General features: G+C 42.3%; 13 protein-coding genes and 1 tRNA gene. 10 read left to right on the plus strand and 4 right to left on the minus strand.

What is annotated here, in order from left to right; translation table 11 throughout:
* The first annotated feature begins 205 nt into the window (after positions 1–205).
* From G344_RS0100655 to G344_RS10365, 4 genes are all read left to right on the plus strand, one after another.
* A complete protein-coding gene (locus G344_RS0100655; RefSeq protein WP_028254504.1) occupies positions 206–1480 on the plus strand; it encodes an MFS transporter in 1275 nt (424 codons plus the stop codon).
* The gene (locus G344_RS0100660) at positions 1480–2502 is read left to right on the plus strand and encodes a sugar phosphate isomerase/epimerase family protein (protein WP_028254505.1); all 1023 of its coding nucleotides are present in this window, start codon (positions 1480–1482) and stop codon (positions 2500–2502) included. Before G344_RS0100655 ends, G344_RS0100660 begins: the two co-directional genes overlap by 1 nt.
* A gap of 331 nt (positions 2503–2833) precedes the next feature.
* The gene (locus G344_RS10360) at positions 2834–4195 is read left to right on the plus strand and encodes an alanine/glycine:cation symporter family protein (RefSeq protein WP_051245616.1); all 1362 of its coding nucleotides are present in this window, start codon (positions 2834–2836) and stop codon (positions 4193–4195) included.
* 29 nt (positions 4196–4224) lie between these two features.
* The gene (locus G344_RS10365; protein ID WP_051245619.1) at positions 4225–5037 is read left to right on the plus strand and encodes a DeoR/GlpR family DNA-binding transcription regulator; all 813 of its coding nucleotides are present in this window, start codon (positions 4225–4227) and stop codon (positions 5035–5037) included.
* Positions 5038–5215: 178 nt separating this feature from the next.
* On the opposite strand, the gene G344_RS10370 is transcribed toward G344_RS10365, so the two are convergent.
* Entirely contained in the window at positions 5216–6880 is a 1665-nt protein-coding gene (locus G344_RS10370) for an ArnT family glycosyltransferase (RefSeq protein WP_051245621.1), read from the minus strand.
* 165 nt (positions 6881–7045) lie between these two features.
* Between G344_RS10370 and G344_RS0100680 the strand changes: the two genes are divergently transcribed.
* Positions 7046–8008, plus strand: coding sequence for an AEC family transporter (locus G344_RS0100680; protein ID WP_038154604.1), 963 nt, complete (start codon positions 7046–7048; stop codon positions 8006–8008).
* Between the two features lie 141 nt (positions 8009–8149).
* On the opposite strand, the gene G344_RS0100685 is transcribed toward G344_RS0100680, so the two are convergent.
* A complete protein-coding gene (locus tag G344_RS0100685) occupies positions 8150–9397 on the minus strand; it encodes a M20 family metallo-hydrolase (protein WP_028254507.1) in 1248 nt (415 codons plus the stop codon).
* A gap of 297 nt (positions 9398–9694) precedes the next feature.
* Between G344_RS0100685 and G344_RS10375 the strand changes: the two genes are divergently transcribed.
* From G344_RS10375 to hydE, 5 genes are all read left to right on the plus strand, one after another.
* Complete coding sequence (locus G344_RS10375; RefSeq protein ID WP_156886120.1) at positions 9695–10372, plus strand: hypothetical protein; 678 nt, start codon at positions 9695–9697, stop codon at positions 10370–10372.
* Positions 10373–10398: 26 nt separating this feature from the next.
* On the plus strand, positions 10399–11655 hold the full coding sequence (locus G344_RS0100695) for an Nramp family divalent metal transporter (RefSeq protein ID WP_028254508.1): 1257 nt from the start codon (positions 10399–10401) through the stop codon (positions 11653–11655).
* A 104-nt stretch (positions 11656–11759) separates the two neighbouring features.
* Positions 11760–12362, plus strand: coding sequence for a hypothetical protein (locus tag G344_RS10380; protein WP_051245625.1), 603 nt, complete (start codon positions 11760–11762; stop codon positions 12360–12362).
* Positions 12319–13065, plus strand: coding sequence for a YaaA family protein (locus tag G344_RS0100705; protein WP_083963028.1), 747 nt, complete (start codon positions 12319–12321; stop codon positions 13063–13065). Before G344_RS10380 ends, G344_RS0100705 begins: the two co-directional genes overlap by 44 nt.
* Before the next feature lie 19 nt (positions 13066–13084).
* On the plus strand, positions 13085–14203 hold the full coding sequence (gene hydE / locus G344_RS0100710) for a [FeFe] hydrogenase H-cluster radical SAM maturase HydE (RefSeq protein WP_028254510.1): 1119 nt from the start codon (positions 13085–13087) through the stop codon (positions 14201–14203).
* A gap of 289 nt (positions 14204–14492) precedes the next feature.
* Here hydE and G344_RS0100715 read toward each other — a convergent pair.
* Together G344_RS0100715 and G344_RS0100720 are read right to left on the minus strand one after the other, a co-directional pair.
* Positions 14493–14568, minus strand: a tRNA-Thr gene (locus tag G344_RS0100715).
* Positions 14569–14691: 123 nt separating this feature from the next.
* Positions 14692–15999 carry a hypothetical protein gene (locus G344_RS0100720; protein ID WP_028254511.1) on the minus strand — a complete coding sequence of 436 codons (1308 nt, stop codon included), beginning with the start codon at positions 15997–15999 and terminating at the stop codon, positions 14692–14694.
* Between the last annotated feature and the right edge of the window lie 208 nt (positions 16000–16207).

A 16207-nucleotide genomic window follows, 5' to 3' on the forward strand; every position in this document is an offset into this window, starting at 1 on the left:
AATTGAGAAGAAATATTGATTTATTGCATATGGCCATGCATAAAGTGCAATCTGTGGTAAATAAAAATAGCAATGTATATAAAAATGTAATATAAAAACACAAAATAACATAAAATAATTTACATAATTAACAAATAATGATATATTGTAATCACAAAGTTGCAACTAAACTATAATGTTTTAGTCATGGAAACGGGGTGGCCGTATGTTAAAGGACAGAATGAGCGCAGTAGCTTACAAATGGTTTACATTTGTAGTACTCGTATTAGGCGGAGGTACTATATTTAAGCTTTCTTCGTTAAAGGATGCTTTCTATGTACCGATGCAAGAGTTTATGGGTTTATCAAACACGCAGATAGGTATGGCGTTATCCGTATATGGTTTAGTACAAACTATCGGTAACTTTGCCTCCATCTACTTGGCGGACAGATTTTCAAAACGAAAGATGATTTCTATTTCTTTGGTGGGCATTGGTTTAACCGGTATTTATATTTCTACGTTCCCGGGATATATGGGTATTTTAATCTCTTGGGCCTTACTTTCGTTCTGGGGAGAAATTGTGTATTGGCCGGTACTGCTCAAAGCGGTGCGCTTGTTGGGTACGAGTGAAGAGCAGGGCCGTTTGTTTGGTTTTCTGGAAGCAGGGCGCGGTATTGTCGATACCATAGTTGCCTTTACTGCGTTAGCTATTTTCGTTGGACTGGGCGAAACTGCATTTGCTTTGCGCGGATCTATTTTATTCTACTCCGGCATTGTTATTACCGTAGGGATCGTATCCTACTTTTTAGTAGAGGATGACAAAGTGTCGCAAGAAGTTTTGGAAGGTAAAGTGTCTCAGTCTAAGGTAGCGTTTGATGGCATGCTGAAAGCAATTAAAATGCCTGAAATTTGGGTAGTCTCCTTCATGATCTTCTCCGTGTACTCTGTATATTGCGGTCTTACATATTTTATTCCGTTCTTGAAGGATATTTATGGATTACCGGTGGCATTGGTCGGTGCATACGGTATTATTAACCAGTACGGTCTTAAGATGGTAGGCGGTCCTGTAGGCGGCTTCTTGGTAGATAAAAAATTCCATTCGCCTATTCGCTATACTCGTGTAGCGTTGATTATTGCTATTATATATATGGTTATCTTCATGATGTTACCGCATAAGAATTTTAATGTGTACCTAGGGATGGTTTTGACATTGGGATATGGTGCCATTATATTTACTATGAGAGCCGTATTTTTTGCTAATGTCGATGAAATTGATGTGCCGCGAGATATTTCCGGGGCAGCTATGAGTATTGCCTGCATTCTGGGATACGCACCGCAACTGTTTTGCTTTGCGCTTTATGGATATTTATTGGACTCGTATCCGGGATTTACGGGTTATCAATTCGTATTCAGTTGCATGATTGGATTTTCTATCTTGGGCGTTATCATTTCTACAGTGTTGTTGCGCATGGTTAAACGCAGAAAGGCAATGGTGCAGTAATGAAATTAGGACTGGAAACCGAAAGTCTGCACTTATGGTTTCAGCATAAGCGGATGGATATTTTTGGTTTTATCGATAAGGCTCATGAGTTGGGACTGGACGGTGTTCAGATTAATGTAATCAAGGATTATAATCTTGATGAACAATGGGGAACATTGGGCAGTGCCGATGAAACTCATTTGAAAAAAATTAAAGATAAGCTCAAGGCGTATGATATGTACGTGGAACTTGATATGCGTAACCTTGAGTATGAACGGTTGACAGAAGTATTGCGCGTAGCACATATATTAGGAGCGCGCTTTGTCCGTTCTTACGTACCCATTACGATTAATCGATCGGCGCTCGCAACAGCAGCAGAGGGTGCGTATGACATTGTAAAAGTAAGGCAGGACTTCGATCCCCAAAACTTGCGGGATGCAGTGGAGGCTATTCGTCGTATCGAGCCATTGCTTAAAAAGTATCGCATTACATTATGTTTGGAAAATCATGAATATGAAACAGCAGACGAATTAGTAGCACTGGTGAAGGAAATTGCAAGTCCATGGGTACAATTACTCTTTGATTTTGGAAATTCTATGATGGCCTGGGAGGATCCGATGGCAGCAGTGAGAAAGATGGCTCCTTATGTAAAGATGACGCATTGTAAGGATCATATAATTATTCCCGACAAATCATCGGAGTTTGGCTATGTTGTGTGTGGAGTGCCTATCGGTGAAGGCAATTTAGATGTGCCGGCTTTATTTGATGTATTGTATGAAAACTCACCGGTAGAGCGTTTAAATATCGAAATGTGCTATCCCTACTGTGCCGAGTTTAAGCGCTCGGTGGGTACCGGCGGTGTATATGGCTGTGGCGAAGGGGCATTTGCCATTCGTCATCCTTTATATCCTATTAAGCCATCACAGTATTATTATCCACATGAAGTATCTGAGGCTATGCTGGAACAATTGTTGGTTGATCAGATGCACGGTGTGGAAAAAAGTGTAAGTTATATAAAACGTATGTTGGCACAATATGAGTAGAGATACGATTATAATGCGTATATATGGCTGATATTTTATAGGGTGTTGTTATATAATGCTGTCAAGAGGTATAAGCGAATAACACAAATGAGCTGTATTTAGTTGGGAAAAATTGCAAAATAAATATATAATTATTGTGTTTTTACGATAGTGCAGTGTAAGATAAAAGAGATGGATGACGGTAACGTCGTCTGTCTCTTATTTGCAATGAAACGATTGACAAGGTGATAGTGTTAAGACAGCACTCAATAAGATACAAGAAGGCATAGAATTTATGGTAATCTATGGCGTAATCACAGTGGCTTACGGATAAAAGCAGTAAGGTGGTAATATGGGTATGGTAGAAGACTATTTACTCACGCTTTCAGGACTGATTTGGGATAAGTACTTGATGGTGGCATTAATCGGTGTAGGCGTGTACTATACGGTAGCAACACGATTTGTACAAATTAGATATTTTACACGTGCTATTGCACAAGCCGTAGCAGGCATGCGCGGCAGCGGCCAGGGCAGTGGCGAGGGGACATTATCTTCATTTCAGGCGTTGACCAATGCGTTAGCCAGCTGCGTAGGCAATGGAAATATTGTCGGTGTAGCAACGGCGGTAGCCAGCGGAGGTCCCGGAGCGGTTTTTTGGATGTGGCTTACGGGAATTGTCGGTATGGCTACGAAATATGCGGAAATTGTGTTGGGCATTTTATACCGCGAGAAGAATAAAAAAGGGGAATACGTAGGAGGACCTATGTATTACATCAAAAAGGGCATGAAGCTTCCTTGGTTGGGTGCGCTATTTGCCATACTTATGTTTATGCAGATTTGCGGTGGCGGACTTATTCAGGCCAATGCTTTGTCCGGTGTGCTCATGCATACCTTTGATATTCCCGGCTATCTTATCGGCATCTTTTTATGTATTATGGTCTTTCTTGTTGTTGTCGGCGGAGTCACTCGACTAGGGCGAGTGACGGAACGACTCGTACCTTTAATGGCCGTTTTGTATATCGTAGGTTCGTTGATTGTAGTAATCGTTCATTGGGACAGAGCCTTATTTGTATGGCAAATGATTATAGGCTCGGTGTTTTACCCTGAAAGTGCGCTCGGCGGCGTAGCCGGTTACGGTGTCAAGGAAGCGATGCGCTTCGGTGTGGCTCGCGGCCTTTACAGTAATGAAGCCGGGGAGGGATCGGCACCGGTGCTCCACTCGGCGGCACGAGTGAAAAGAGCACATACGCAAGGCCTCATGGGAATTGTTGAAGTGTTTGTAGATACCATTATTATTTGTAGCGTATCTGCTTTTACTATCATTGCGTCCGGCGTGTTTACGGAAGACCTATCACCGGCAGTATTTATTTTAACCGCTTTTGAAAACGTAAATTATTATTTGCGATATATCGTATTTTTTGCAGTCATTCTTTTTGCCTATTCCACGATTATATCGCAATGGTATTTTGGCAACGTAGCATTGGCCTATTTGGGATGCACGCGTTTAGCCGATAATTTTAAATATATTTTTATGATTATTATCTTTTTGGGAACCATTGCTTCCATAAAAATGGTTTGGCTCTTGCAGGATGTTATATTAGGTATTATGATAATTCCCAATCTGTTGGCCTTGCTATGGCTCAGAGGTGATGTACTGAGGGAATTGCGGAGCGCGGAAGCGGGTTGTCCTGATAAAGCACAGCATATGGTATGAGTATGTCAGATAGAAAAGGAGTGTTTTCGATGTTAGCAGAAGAGCGTCATAAGTTTATTGTTGATTTGGTACGGGAACAAGGTACAGTAACAAAAAAAGAGTTAGCTAAGTTATTAAATGTGTCGGTAGAAACGATTCGCCGCGACTTAGAAGTGTTGACCAGCAATCAATTGGTTCGCAAGGTACACGGTGGTGTGGTGTCTAATAAGTTCTATACCGGTAAGTATCCGGAGATGGATTACGGTCGACGGAAACAGTCGGAAAAATTAGAAAAATCGGAAATTGCTTTGATGGCAGTATCTTTTGTGGAAGATGGCACCAGCGTGGCTCTCAATTCGGGAACAACCAATGAAGCCGTAGCGCGGGAGCTCGCTTTTTGCGGAAAGCGTTTGACTGTATTGACCAATTCGTTGACCATCGTAGATATTCTGCGAGAAGATCCGAAGATTCAAGTAATTCTTTGCGGTGGCCGTTTTGATCGTGAAGAAAATGCGTTCTTCGGCGCGTTGGCTACACAGTTCTTGGATAACTTCTCCGTCGATCTTTTGTTCCTGGCTGTATCCGGTGTAGATCTTTTCAAAGGCTGTACCGATTATAAAGATGAAGAAGCAAGCTTGGAGAAAAAAATGGTTGCCATTTCGTCCAAAGTTATTGTATTGTCCAGCTCGAATAAAATTAATTCGGCATCACTACTTCATATTTGTGGTTTGGATCAAGTAAGTTTTATTATTTCCGATAGTAAACTAGATAAAGAGGTAGTAAAGCGCTATGCCGAAATGGGTCACGACATTGTTGTGGCCAATCCGAGAGGTCGTTCTTTATTAGAAGACCTGGATGATTAGTATATAGGTTCACTGTGACTATAAAGTAATTAACAATAAAAACACCCTTATATTTAGGTGCTTGGAAAAACGAGGCACGTAGAATATAAGGGTGTTTTTTATGCCGGGATGAGAACACTGATGGGAGTTATGGGACAAAACGTGTTAGTCTAAGAGTCGATGGAGCTTGGTCCACTTCCTACAAGGAGTTATTGCTATACAGAAGATATTTTCCCACTACCCTTTGCGGTGTTACGTACTGGCTGATGGGCAATGCAGTAAAGTACTTTTCCTTGGATGTTGGCACTAAGATAATTACAGGGGTAGAAGGTTTGATACGCATTTCTTGGGCAACATCGTTAGGAAATTTTTTAGGCATACCTTCTCTAAACGATTGCCACCGACTTGTGTTGGGTATATCGTCCGGCAATAATAAATAGGCTTCGCGACCGCTGTAGAAATTAAAGGAAGTGGCAAAGGTGTAATAGATATAGATATCGCCTGTATAGTCCTTTGGTATAGCGGTCGAAGCTTCGCGAGCGGAAGCGTCTTCGATAACAGGTAACAGCGCATAGGATAACGTGCCGTAGAAAACAATCATAGCTATAATGACGGATCCGAGAAGGCGTAAACGATGACGGTAATGCTGAAGGATGAGCAGGGCGTCGACTATAGCCATACTCCAAATGGCCAGACGAGCTTCGGGAAAGAACAGTGGTGCTGCGATGGATAGACCTGACAGCAAAAGAAAAAAGGGAAGAACCATAACCGGTAGCGTCAAGCGTTTGGAAGATAGACGTGCGGATAGGCGAAGAGCACCATCGGCGATAAGGTAGGTCAGTGGAATTAGGGCAATGAAGGTATAGGTTATATACTTGGTTGACATAAGTGAGTAAAATAATAACGTACCCATAAGCCAAACAAGAGTATAAACGATAAGCGGCGATAAGTGGCGGCGCAGTCGTAACAGTTGACGCATTTCATAAATGATAAGACCGGTCCAAGGTAGAATTTGTACTACCAAAAGGAGTAAGTAATAATACCAAACGTCCATTTCGGGATGTTCGGATACAGTAGCACGTACTACATTATGAAGTCCGAGAAATTCCATTACATAGTCGGCCCCGTGTAGGTAATACATGTAGCCATACCATGGCACGGCTACAAGAGCGCATATGAAAAGCCCCCATGGAGAAAAGAGACGTAAACAATCTTTATAGCGACGGGTAAAGAGACAATAGATGAGGAGAATCAGTCCCGGCAATACAAGACCTACAGGACCTTTGGTAAGAATAGAAAGACCGGCACAAGCATAGGCAATGATAATATGTTTCGTAGCTAATGGTGAAGTTGCTTTAGCAGTATCGGTAGTTAGGTTAGCGTGTGTGGTATACGTGTTGAGTCCTTGATAGGCATGATAGAAAATTCCTAAGGTGAACAAATACAAATAACCATCGGTGACGATGGCATGAGAGATATACCAAAATTGAAGCGAGGTGCCTAAGACAGCAGCGGCTATAAGACCGGGCAGATACCGGTGAGTTAATTTACGCCACACTAAAAATGTAGTACCGATAGTAAGTGCAGCGGTACAAAGTGACGGCAAGCGGAGCGCAAAGTCGCTGTTGCCGAAAAGTGACATAGACGCTAACAGCCCCCAATATACCAGGATAGGTTTATCAAACCATGGTGCACCATAGATACGCGGTGTTAAATAATCGTGAGCCTGCATCATTTCAGTAGCGGTAAGCACGTAATTGGATTCTACCGGATCGGTGACGGGCATATGCCATGTAAAGAGAGAATAGAATAAAAAGGTAAAAACGGCTAAGCCACCGGCCGTTAAGTAATCGCGCTTTGTCATAAGTATCTCCTTTGATTTGCTTGTTATGGTAGAAAGGTTAGTGCATTATCGGGAAAAACCGCCTATAATAAGACCATAACAGACTATTGTATATATGATAGCATTATACGAGCGTAACGCATAGCGATTGGACCATGCGAATTTTCTATAAAGGGGCGTGACAATTTGATAACGCATATCTTCCTTACAACAATAGTTCCTATTTTGGCGATGGTAGCAATTGGTTTTGCTATGGATCGTAAATTTTCTATGGACTTGGATACTTTGAGTAAAATTAATTTTTACGTTGTATCGCCGGCCTTTTTGTTTACCAACACTTACACATATGTATTTACGCCGGAAAGCAGCCAAGTTATTTGGTTGACTGTTATTGGCTTTGCGGTGACTTGGTTGGGAAGTTGGTTGCTAGAACGCGCATCACGTATGGATACGGCGCGAGCAGGTATTATGCGTAATGCGATTTTGTTCAATAACTGCGGAAATATCGGAGTTCCGTTAATCGTTTTTATTTACTCTAATGAACCTTTTTTGCAAGGTGGTGAAGCGATTTGGTTACAAGCGGCAATCGGCATTCAAATTGTAGTGTTTGCTTTTCAAAATATTGTAACTAATAGCTTTGGTTTTTATTTTGCCGGTTCGGGTAAAATGAGCGCACGCGATGCATTGGCTATTGTATTTAAGATGCCGATCATTTATTCTATTGCTTTGGCGTTAGTTCTCAATGTAGGTGGTGTGCCGATTAAGAACACGCCGATTTGGCCTATTATTTCTAATATCAGTAATGCGTTGGTAATGATTGCCCTTTTTACCTTGGGGGTGCAATTATCGCGGACGCCTTTTAATTTTTGGAGTGGCCCCGTGCTTTGGGGGAGTGCGGGACGACTTATTATGGGTCCATTTCTCATGTGGCTTACCATTGTAGGCTATAGTTTGTGGATAGAACCGGTAGGATCGTTGGTAAGCCAAGTACTTATTATTTCGGCGGCTGTTCCCAGTGGAGTTACGACAGCACTTATCGCGGCAATTCTCCACAGTCATGCGGATTATGCGACTCAGCTGGTAGTTGCGACTACCGTATTGTCTGTAGTAACATTACCTTGTGTGATTATGTTTTCGTCGTGGCTGTGAAAATAGTTAGTCCGAGTATGAATGTAGAAAAGAGACCTCTTTGCATTATGGCAAGGAGGTCTCTTTTTTATTGTCGTCTCATCGGTTGGCGGAAATATTTATCTCTTAATAGGTTGTAAATTTATTTCAAATGTATTTTATTTACCATTGAAAACTATCGCTGGAGGCAGCTTTTAAAAGGCTTTCTAAGTAGCGTGCACCAAGTACGATGTCGTCAAGATCAATGTGTTCGGCCGGATTGTGGCTAATACCGTTTTTACAAGGAATGAATACCATACCAACCTTGGTGTAGTCACCCCAGTTCATGGCATCATGACCGGCACCACTGGGGAGTAACATATATGGATAACCGTTGTCGACCGCTACTTTTTCCATGAATGTCAGCATTTCCGGGGCAATAGGAAGCGGTGTTTGTTTAGACATTTCGTAAGTATCGATGACGATATCTCGTTTTTGAGCTACGCGTTGGATATTGTCTAAGATATGATCCACAACTTGCTTTTTAGCTTCAGCGGAAATACTGCGGATATCTATGCCTAAGGTAACTTCGCCGGGGATAACATTCATTACGCCGGGTACTGCATCAATAACTCCGACGGTAGCAACTACCGCAGGATGATTGGTTGCCTTGGCTGTAGCTTCTACATCTAAAATGATTTCAGCAGCTGCGCATAAGCCATCCCGGCGAAGAGGCATCGGGGTGGCACCGCTGTGGTTGGCCGTGCCGTGAATACTTACTTTGTATCGAGTCGGAGCGGAAATGCCGGTAACGATACCTAGAGGGCAGCCGGCTTCTTCCAGAACACTACCCTGTTCGATGTGTAATTCGAAGAATGCCTTTAAAGGGGATGTGTAAGGATCACTGCCTACTAAATCCGGTGAAAGACCACGGGATTTTAGTACATCGTATAAGGTGTTACCGTCTTTATCGGTACGCTCCTTTAAAAATTCCGGCGTTAATTCGCCGCGCATAGCTTGGCTGCCTAATGTGGCCACTCCGAAACGGCTAGATTCTTCGCACATGAAGAGGACAATTTCGATTGGACAATCCAATTCAATACCATCTTCTTGAATGCTTTGCAAGGCTTCGATGGCAGCTACGATGCCCGACAGCCCGTCATAGTGACCGCCCATGGGGACACTATCGGTGTGGGAGCCAACCATAATAGCCGGAGCATTAGGATTTTTGCCTTCTAAACGAGCAATAACATTGCCGAAGGAGTCCTCGCGAACTTTCATGCCTAAGGACTCTAAGCGAGCAATTAAAAATGCGCGGGCTTGCCAGTCTGGATCGGTAAATGCCAGACGATTGATACCTGGAATACCGGGGATAACGCTGACAGTCCTGATGACATTAAAGTGTGTGGTAATACGTTCCTTGTTAATCATAAGCTTATACTGTATGTACGGCAGAACCGCACATCGCTTCCTTTCTATTAGAATCAAATAACTGTTATGTTTATTATAGCATTATGCAAAGGATAAAAAAGTATTTTATTTTATTTTCATTTATCTAGCCTATACTTACCATGTATAGGCCTGTCTAGGCTTTTGTAGAAAACATGGTATAATAGGGCTGTACGGCCATCGAAGGTCGTATCCCGAATAGTCGTAAGTAATATGTAGAAGCGGAGATGCCGTACGATGGTTGACGGTTATTTGCTGCTTGGTACAGACGGAGGGTATATGAACTGGAAACAAGTAATGATGACAACATTGGTTTGTGTAAGTGTGTCGGCATCAGCCGGAGCCGCAAGTCATGGTATGCAAGAAGTACGTCCTAATGATTGGGCATATAAAGCGTTGGTAACGTTAGTTAAGCATGGCGCTATTACGGACACTCGTGGGTTGGTACTGGGAACACAGTCCTATACTCGTTATGAATTGACGCCGTTAATAGCAGAGGTTGTAGAAAAGCGCGAAGTAATGAATGATAGTGACAAGCAACTTGCTATTCGTCTATATAAGGAATATCGCGATGATTTGATGGATTATGAAGTAGAATTAGAAAAACGAGAAAACAGGCGGGTATTGTCCGATGAAGAAATCGCACATAAGATGGATAACTTTCATATCGATACGAACCGCGTAAAGGTTGGCGGTGAGGTGCGTATCCGATATGCAAACGGGGCCGGCCGTCACAGTAAAAATGATGCGAGGGCTTTGTTAGAGTTTACTATCGGTGGACCTGGAAAATCGGCACCGGATGAATTACAGCCTATTCAAAGAGGTGTAGTCGTATCTGCCGGTGAAGCTGTTACATCTACACCGGCTGAAGAAGCCGCACAGGATGTTAAGAAGGAAACGAAGCATTCCAATGATTCCGGTAATACCCCTTCGAATGAAAACGTAATACAGCCATAGTAGCTGTGGTGGGGAGGTAGTTATAGATGATAAAAAAATTGAAGGAACAGTTGACGACCATGCATCAGAAGAATATGCAGGTATCAGAGGTGTTCCGCTATATTGGGCCGGGAATTATCGTGACGGTAGGTTTTATTGATCCCGGTAACTGGGCCGCTAATTTAGCTGCCGGTGCCAGCTTTGGATATAATTTACTTTGGGTGGTTACATTGTCGACGATTATGTTGATCTTGTTACAACATAATGTGGCACACCTAGGCATTGTTACGGGGCGATGCTTGTCAGAGTGTACATACCAGTTTTTACCGCGATGGTTATCTCGCATATTGCTTAGTACAGCCGGTATTGCGGCCGCAGCGACGGCTTTAGCAGAATTTATCGGCGCGGCCATAGCGTTAAAAATGCTGTTTCATATTCCCCTTTTGTGGGGATCGATACTGACGGCCTTGGTTTGTACAGGCATGCTGGTCACGAACTCTTATAGTAAATTAGAAAAAATTATTGCCGGTTTTGTATCGCTCATTGCGCTGGCTTACTTGGCAGAGCTTTCTATGGTGCATATTGATTGGCCTTTGGCGGGATGCTCGTGGGTGTCTCCGACATTACCGAATGAATCGATGCTGGTAGTACTCAGCATACTGGGGGCCGTAATTATGCCGCATAACTTGTTTTTACATTCGGAGATTATTCAGAGTCGGCAGTTCAACAAGCAGGATCCGGCTATTATGCGAAAGCAGTTGCGCTATGAGTTTATGGACACCATTTTTTCTATGGGAATTGGTTGGGCAATTAATTCGGCTATGATTTTGTTGGCGGCGGCTACCTTTTTTGTTGAGGGCATTGAAGTTACGGAATTGGAACAGGCGCAGGAATTGTTAGTACCACTTATTGGTCCATCGGCGGGTGTTATTTTTGCGATAGCTTTGCTCTTTGCCGGTTTTGCATCATCAGCTACGGCGGGGATGGCCGGTGCCAGCATTTTTGCCGGTATGTTTGGCGAGTCCTATGATATGAAAGATTTGCACAGTCGCGTAGGTCTAGCATTAACTTACGTTCCGGCATTGGTTCTTATTATGTTTATACAGGACTCGTTTAAGGCGCTGCTAGTATCGCAAATGTTTTTGAGTTTGCAGTTACCGATTACAATTTTTTTACAGCTTTATCTGACAGGTTCTTCTTCCGTAATGGGAGTATATAAGAACAGAAAGTCGACGAGCATCATGCTGTGGAGTATCGGGATTATCGTGACAGTGATGAATATTTATTTGCTGTGTGTAGCCTAGGCAGAAGTCTTATGGATATGTGATGTTAGATATATCACAAATATGGCTTGTCGTGCTATAATGATAAAACGTAACTCCGGTGAGGGTAATATGAGGAGGATATAATGGCAGAAAAAGAAAATGAAAAACACACAGATAAAAAAGTATCCGATTATGAAGAAGTGGTTAATGAAGTGGCAGAAGAATTGTTAGCACAGTTGGCTTTCAGTGATGACGGTTCGGTTATTGAAATGTTTGAAGCAGGCAACTATGATCCGTGGCAGTTATTTTTATTCTTCGGTGCGGTAGAAAAAGCATTGCTTCAGTACCGTACGGATAAGCGTTGCAAAACCGTGTATATTCAGGTACCGCCGGAAGGATTGGCTACGCATGTGCCACCGGTTACGCCAATCAGCACGTTGTTAAAGCATCTTAGTTTTGAGCGTATTGATGATTTTATGAATGATCGTTTGGAAATAGGCCGAGTGGTATATAATAGTCAGGAAATGGTGTACGAAGGTGCAGATGTAAAAAATCGTCACGTTGTTATTCTCTGTGATATCATGCGCAAGGGTTCTGATTATCTGAATGAAATAATTAGTCTATGTCATGAAAATAAGGCATCTCACGTAGTAGCGGTGCCGCTGATGTTATGGAACCCGGAATTAGAAGAACCGTCCGATAATGAGGGACAAGGAAAAAGCAATGAAGGTCATCGTCTCTCCTAGTAAGACTAAAAAAATAAAAGGGATACCAACGGCTCCATTGTTTGATGCGGCTATGACGGAACGCATTGTAAAGCATATGCAGAGTTTGTCCTTAGAGGCCATAGGAAAGGCCTTGAAGCTTACTCAGGAAAAAGCGATTGGAGTACAGGAATTTTTTACTCATTATGATGAGGCTCCCACGGGGTGTGCTGCCGAAAGCTATAATGGATTGGCTTTTAAAAATTTAAGTTGGGAAACATTGGATGAAGAATCTAAAACGTACGGAAAAGACGTGCTGATTGTTTTGTCGGCGCTGTATGGTGTACTTACTCCGGAAAGTCCTGTTAAGGACTATCGATTAGATTTGGTAGACGGTGTGCTGAAAGATCGCAAGGAGACACTGTATGATTGGTGGTGTCCTTCCGTAACGAGCTACTTTGCCAATGAAGATTGGATTTTAAATTTAGCATCAAAAGAGTATGCCAAGTTAGTGAACCACCCGCGTATGGTAACGGTAGAATTTTTAGAGGAAAAGAATGGAGTTTGGAAGCAGCTGAGCACATCGTCTAAGCAGATGCGTGGGCGATTGGCGCGATACGTATTGGAAAAACGTGTAGCACAACCCAGCGATCTTCCGGAGGTGCTGGATGATTTTGTTTTGGCTGGTATAAAATCAAATGAGTCGAGCCTTATTACGTATCGTCGACAGCACAAAAAAGTGTAACATGTATGATGAGGTAACTATGACAGTTTCAGAAATATTGCGCAAAGATTTAGCCGGGGCGGATATGCTCACGGTGGAGGAATTACGCTTCCTTATGAATTGTACTGACCAGGCCGATTTAGATGCGATTTATAAAAAGGCCTATGAAGTTAAAGCGCGTAACGTGGATACAGTAGCATACTATAGGGGACTCATTGAATTCTCTAACCGTTGTATCAAAAATTGCAAATACTGCGGGATTCGCCGTGAAAATGATAAGACAGAACGTTTTGACATGAAGCGGGATGACATTATTCGTATGGCGCAGTGGGCTTATGATCACGAATATGGATCTATTACTTTGCAATCCGGAGAACGTACCGATGATGCGTTCGTTGATTATGTAGTGGAGCTCATTCGAGATATCAAACGAATTGGTGACGGATCGTTAGGAATTACCATGTGTGTAGGTGAACAGTCTGAAGAAGCCTATCGTCGTATGGTAGATGCCGGTGCCAGCCGGTATTTATTGCGTATAGAAACGACGAATCGTAATTTGTATGAAACAATCCATCCTAAGGATGCGATGCACTCCTTTGATACGCGCATTGCGTGTTTGAAGGCTTTGCGGCGAGTTGGTTTCCAGGTGGGGACGGGTGTTATGATTGGATTACCGGGGCAGACAGAAGAGGATTTGGTCAATGATATTCTCTTCTATCGAGATATGGATATTGATATGATCGGTATGGGACCCTACGTAGTACATCATGATACGCCGTTGGGACAGCAGGCGCTGGCTATGGGTATCGATAGTGAAGAAGGTAAATTACGTCGTATTCAACTGGGCCTTAAGATGATTGCGTTAACACGACTTTTCTTAAAGGATGTTAACATTGCTGCAACAACGGCACTGCAAGCTCTGGATCCGTTAGGGCGTGAAAAAGGTTTGGCGGCAGGCGCCAATATTTTGATGCCGATTATTACAATTCCGGAACATAGAGCAAAATATTTATTGTATGATAATAAGCCTTGTGTAGATGATAATGCAGATAAGTGCAAGGATTGCTTGACTCGCCGTGTTATGTCTATCGGAGATCGTGTCGGTTGGAAGCAGAATGGTGACTCGCGTCATTTTGGTAAAAGAACCGGTGCATTTTAATTTAAAATAAAAAACGGGACTGTAGCAATTAGTTGTTACAGTCCCGTTTTATGAAGGAAAGCACCTGTGCTGTGGGGATGAATGTGTGTTGGATAAGACACAGGTGCTTTGGAAGATAGTAATTATTTTATCCATATCATCGGATGTGTATATGATATAAGAAAGGATTGAAATAATTACTTGTTTTATTATACAAAAGAATATTATAGGGTGCAATATTTTTTTGATTTGTGCACTAATAAAAAGAAGAATCCAAGTTTTATATAAAACTTGGATTCTTCTCATTTATTGGAGCCGATAATAGGACTCGAACCTACGACCTACTCATTACGAATGAGCCGCTCTACCAACTGAGCTATACCGGCACGTCTTTAATAATTATATTCACGAATAAAAGATTTGTCAATATAAATTTTCTTGCGGCTAAATTAATAAAATAGCGCCAAGCATTCATGTCTTGACGCTATTTTGTTAGCTTTTACCATGTGTTATTTTTGCGGAGGAAGCCCGCGATTGGATAGCATCGTATTGATGTCTACACCGAGTAAGGCTCGATCAGCTTTATCTGTATCAATAGTTTGGATAATATCCTTTAGATGCTGTAAATCGGCAGGTGCTGTCTGCGGATCGTATAGCGCCATCAAGCGATAGGCTCGTTGGCCATCTATATAAAGGACAGTCATGTAGTTCACAGAAGCATCGTTTTGGCTACGGACTCCTTCAAAGTAAAAAGCAGGTATACCATTGTTATAGATAAAAGAGGAGTTGGTTACCATTGATAATTCTTGGGCAGTACCTAAATCATTGGCGATAAAGCTAAGGAATTTTTTGTTAGCTCCTAATTTTTTTATTGTAGGTAGCTGAAGATAGCTAACATTTTCGGTTAAGGTGATTACCGTATCGTTGTGTCGATATACGCGAATAGATGGGTTGCGTGATTTATCCGATGTTGTTGATTTTTTAGTATCCAGTTTAAACCCTTTTGGGATATAAAATGTAGTATCATCACTGGTGATAGGCTGTGCAGTGCGCAGCGCTTCAGAAGAAGTACGCATTGATGGAAGAAGGATAGTAGCCCAATCCTTTACATTGGATGCAGCATCATTTTTTTGCGGTGTTATAGTGCCAACGGTATAATGAAAGTTGATATTGTCGCGAAGAATAAAATTACCTGTGTAGGCATAGAAAGAGTAATTATCTTCATTGTAAGGCATGGCATCCCAGTAAGGGGCAATCGCATTATCCTTCGGTAATAAGCCTCCGCGTATGCGTTCCGGATAATCATAGCCTTCCTTTAAAATGTCAGTTAAGGTGGTATCGGTAAGGACTCGGTACGGAATTCCTTTTACCATAGGAGAGCCTGTGCGGATAGCGGCTTTTTCTGCAGCAGTAGTAGGCGTAGCTTCCAGAGCCCATACATGATCCGGTTCAGTAGTTAGTAATATTTTGGATGCATGATTACCGCGCACGTCTACACGGTATGGAGGTTCGGGTATAGTCAAACGATAATCGGTAGTGGGACTATGGCCGATAAGGATAGTATTGCTTTTGGCTAATTGTGTTAGGACCATTCCCGTCGGGGTGTTGCGATCCAGTTCGGGAAGGACCTTTGTGGCGATACTATCATTAGTTAAATCTTGGTGATAGGCTGTTTGCCAAGCTGGGGTTTCGCCGGTAGCAGTCGAAACATCGGAGGCCCAAGGAAAGGCTGCTTGTACAGGAACGGAAAATCCCCCGGCAGCCAGGGCTAGACTAAGTACAGTTGTCAGACATAATGAACGACAGAATGAATTCATAAAAAGGTTCCCTCGCTAACGTTACAATAGTATATATAAATGTGATAACACCTGTATTGTAACATATATTTTCATTAAGGGGGTGATAAATACGGTCGAATTTATAAAAGTTATTGAAAAATAAAACTGCGATATAAAAAAACGATATAACTAAATTGAGGAAATCCCTTGCGCAATTATAAAAATAGGAGTACTCTTATATAGAAAA

It is taken from the genome of Veillonella magna DSM 19857, assembly GCF_000428745.1.
GTDB lineage: Bacteria > Bacillota > Negativicutes > Veillonellales > Veillonellaceae > Veillonella_A > Veillonella_A magna.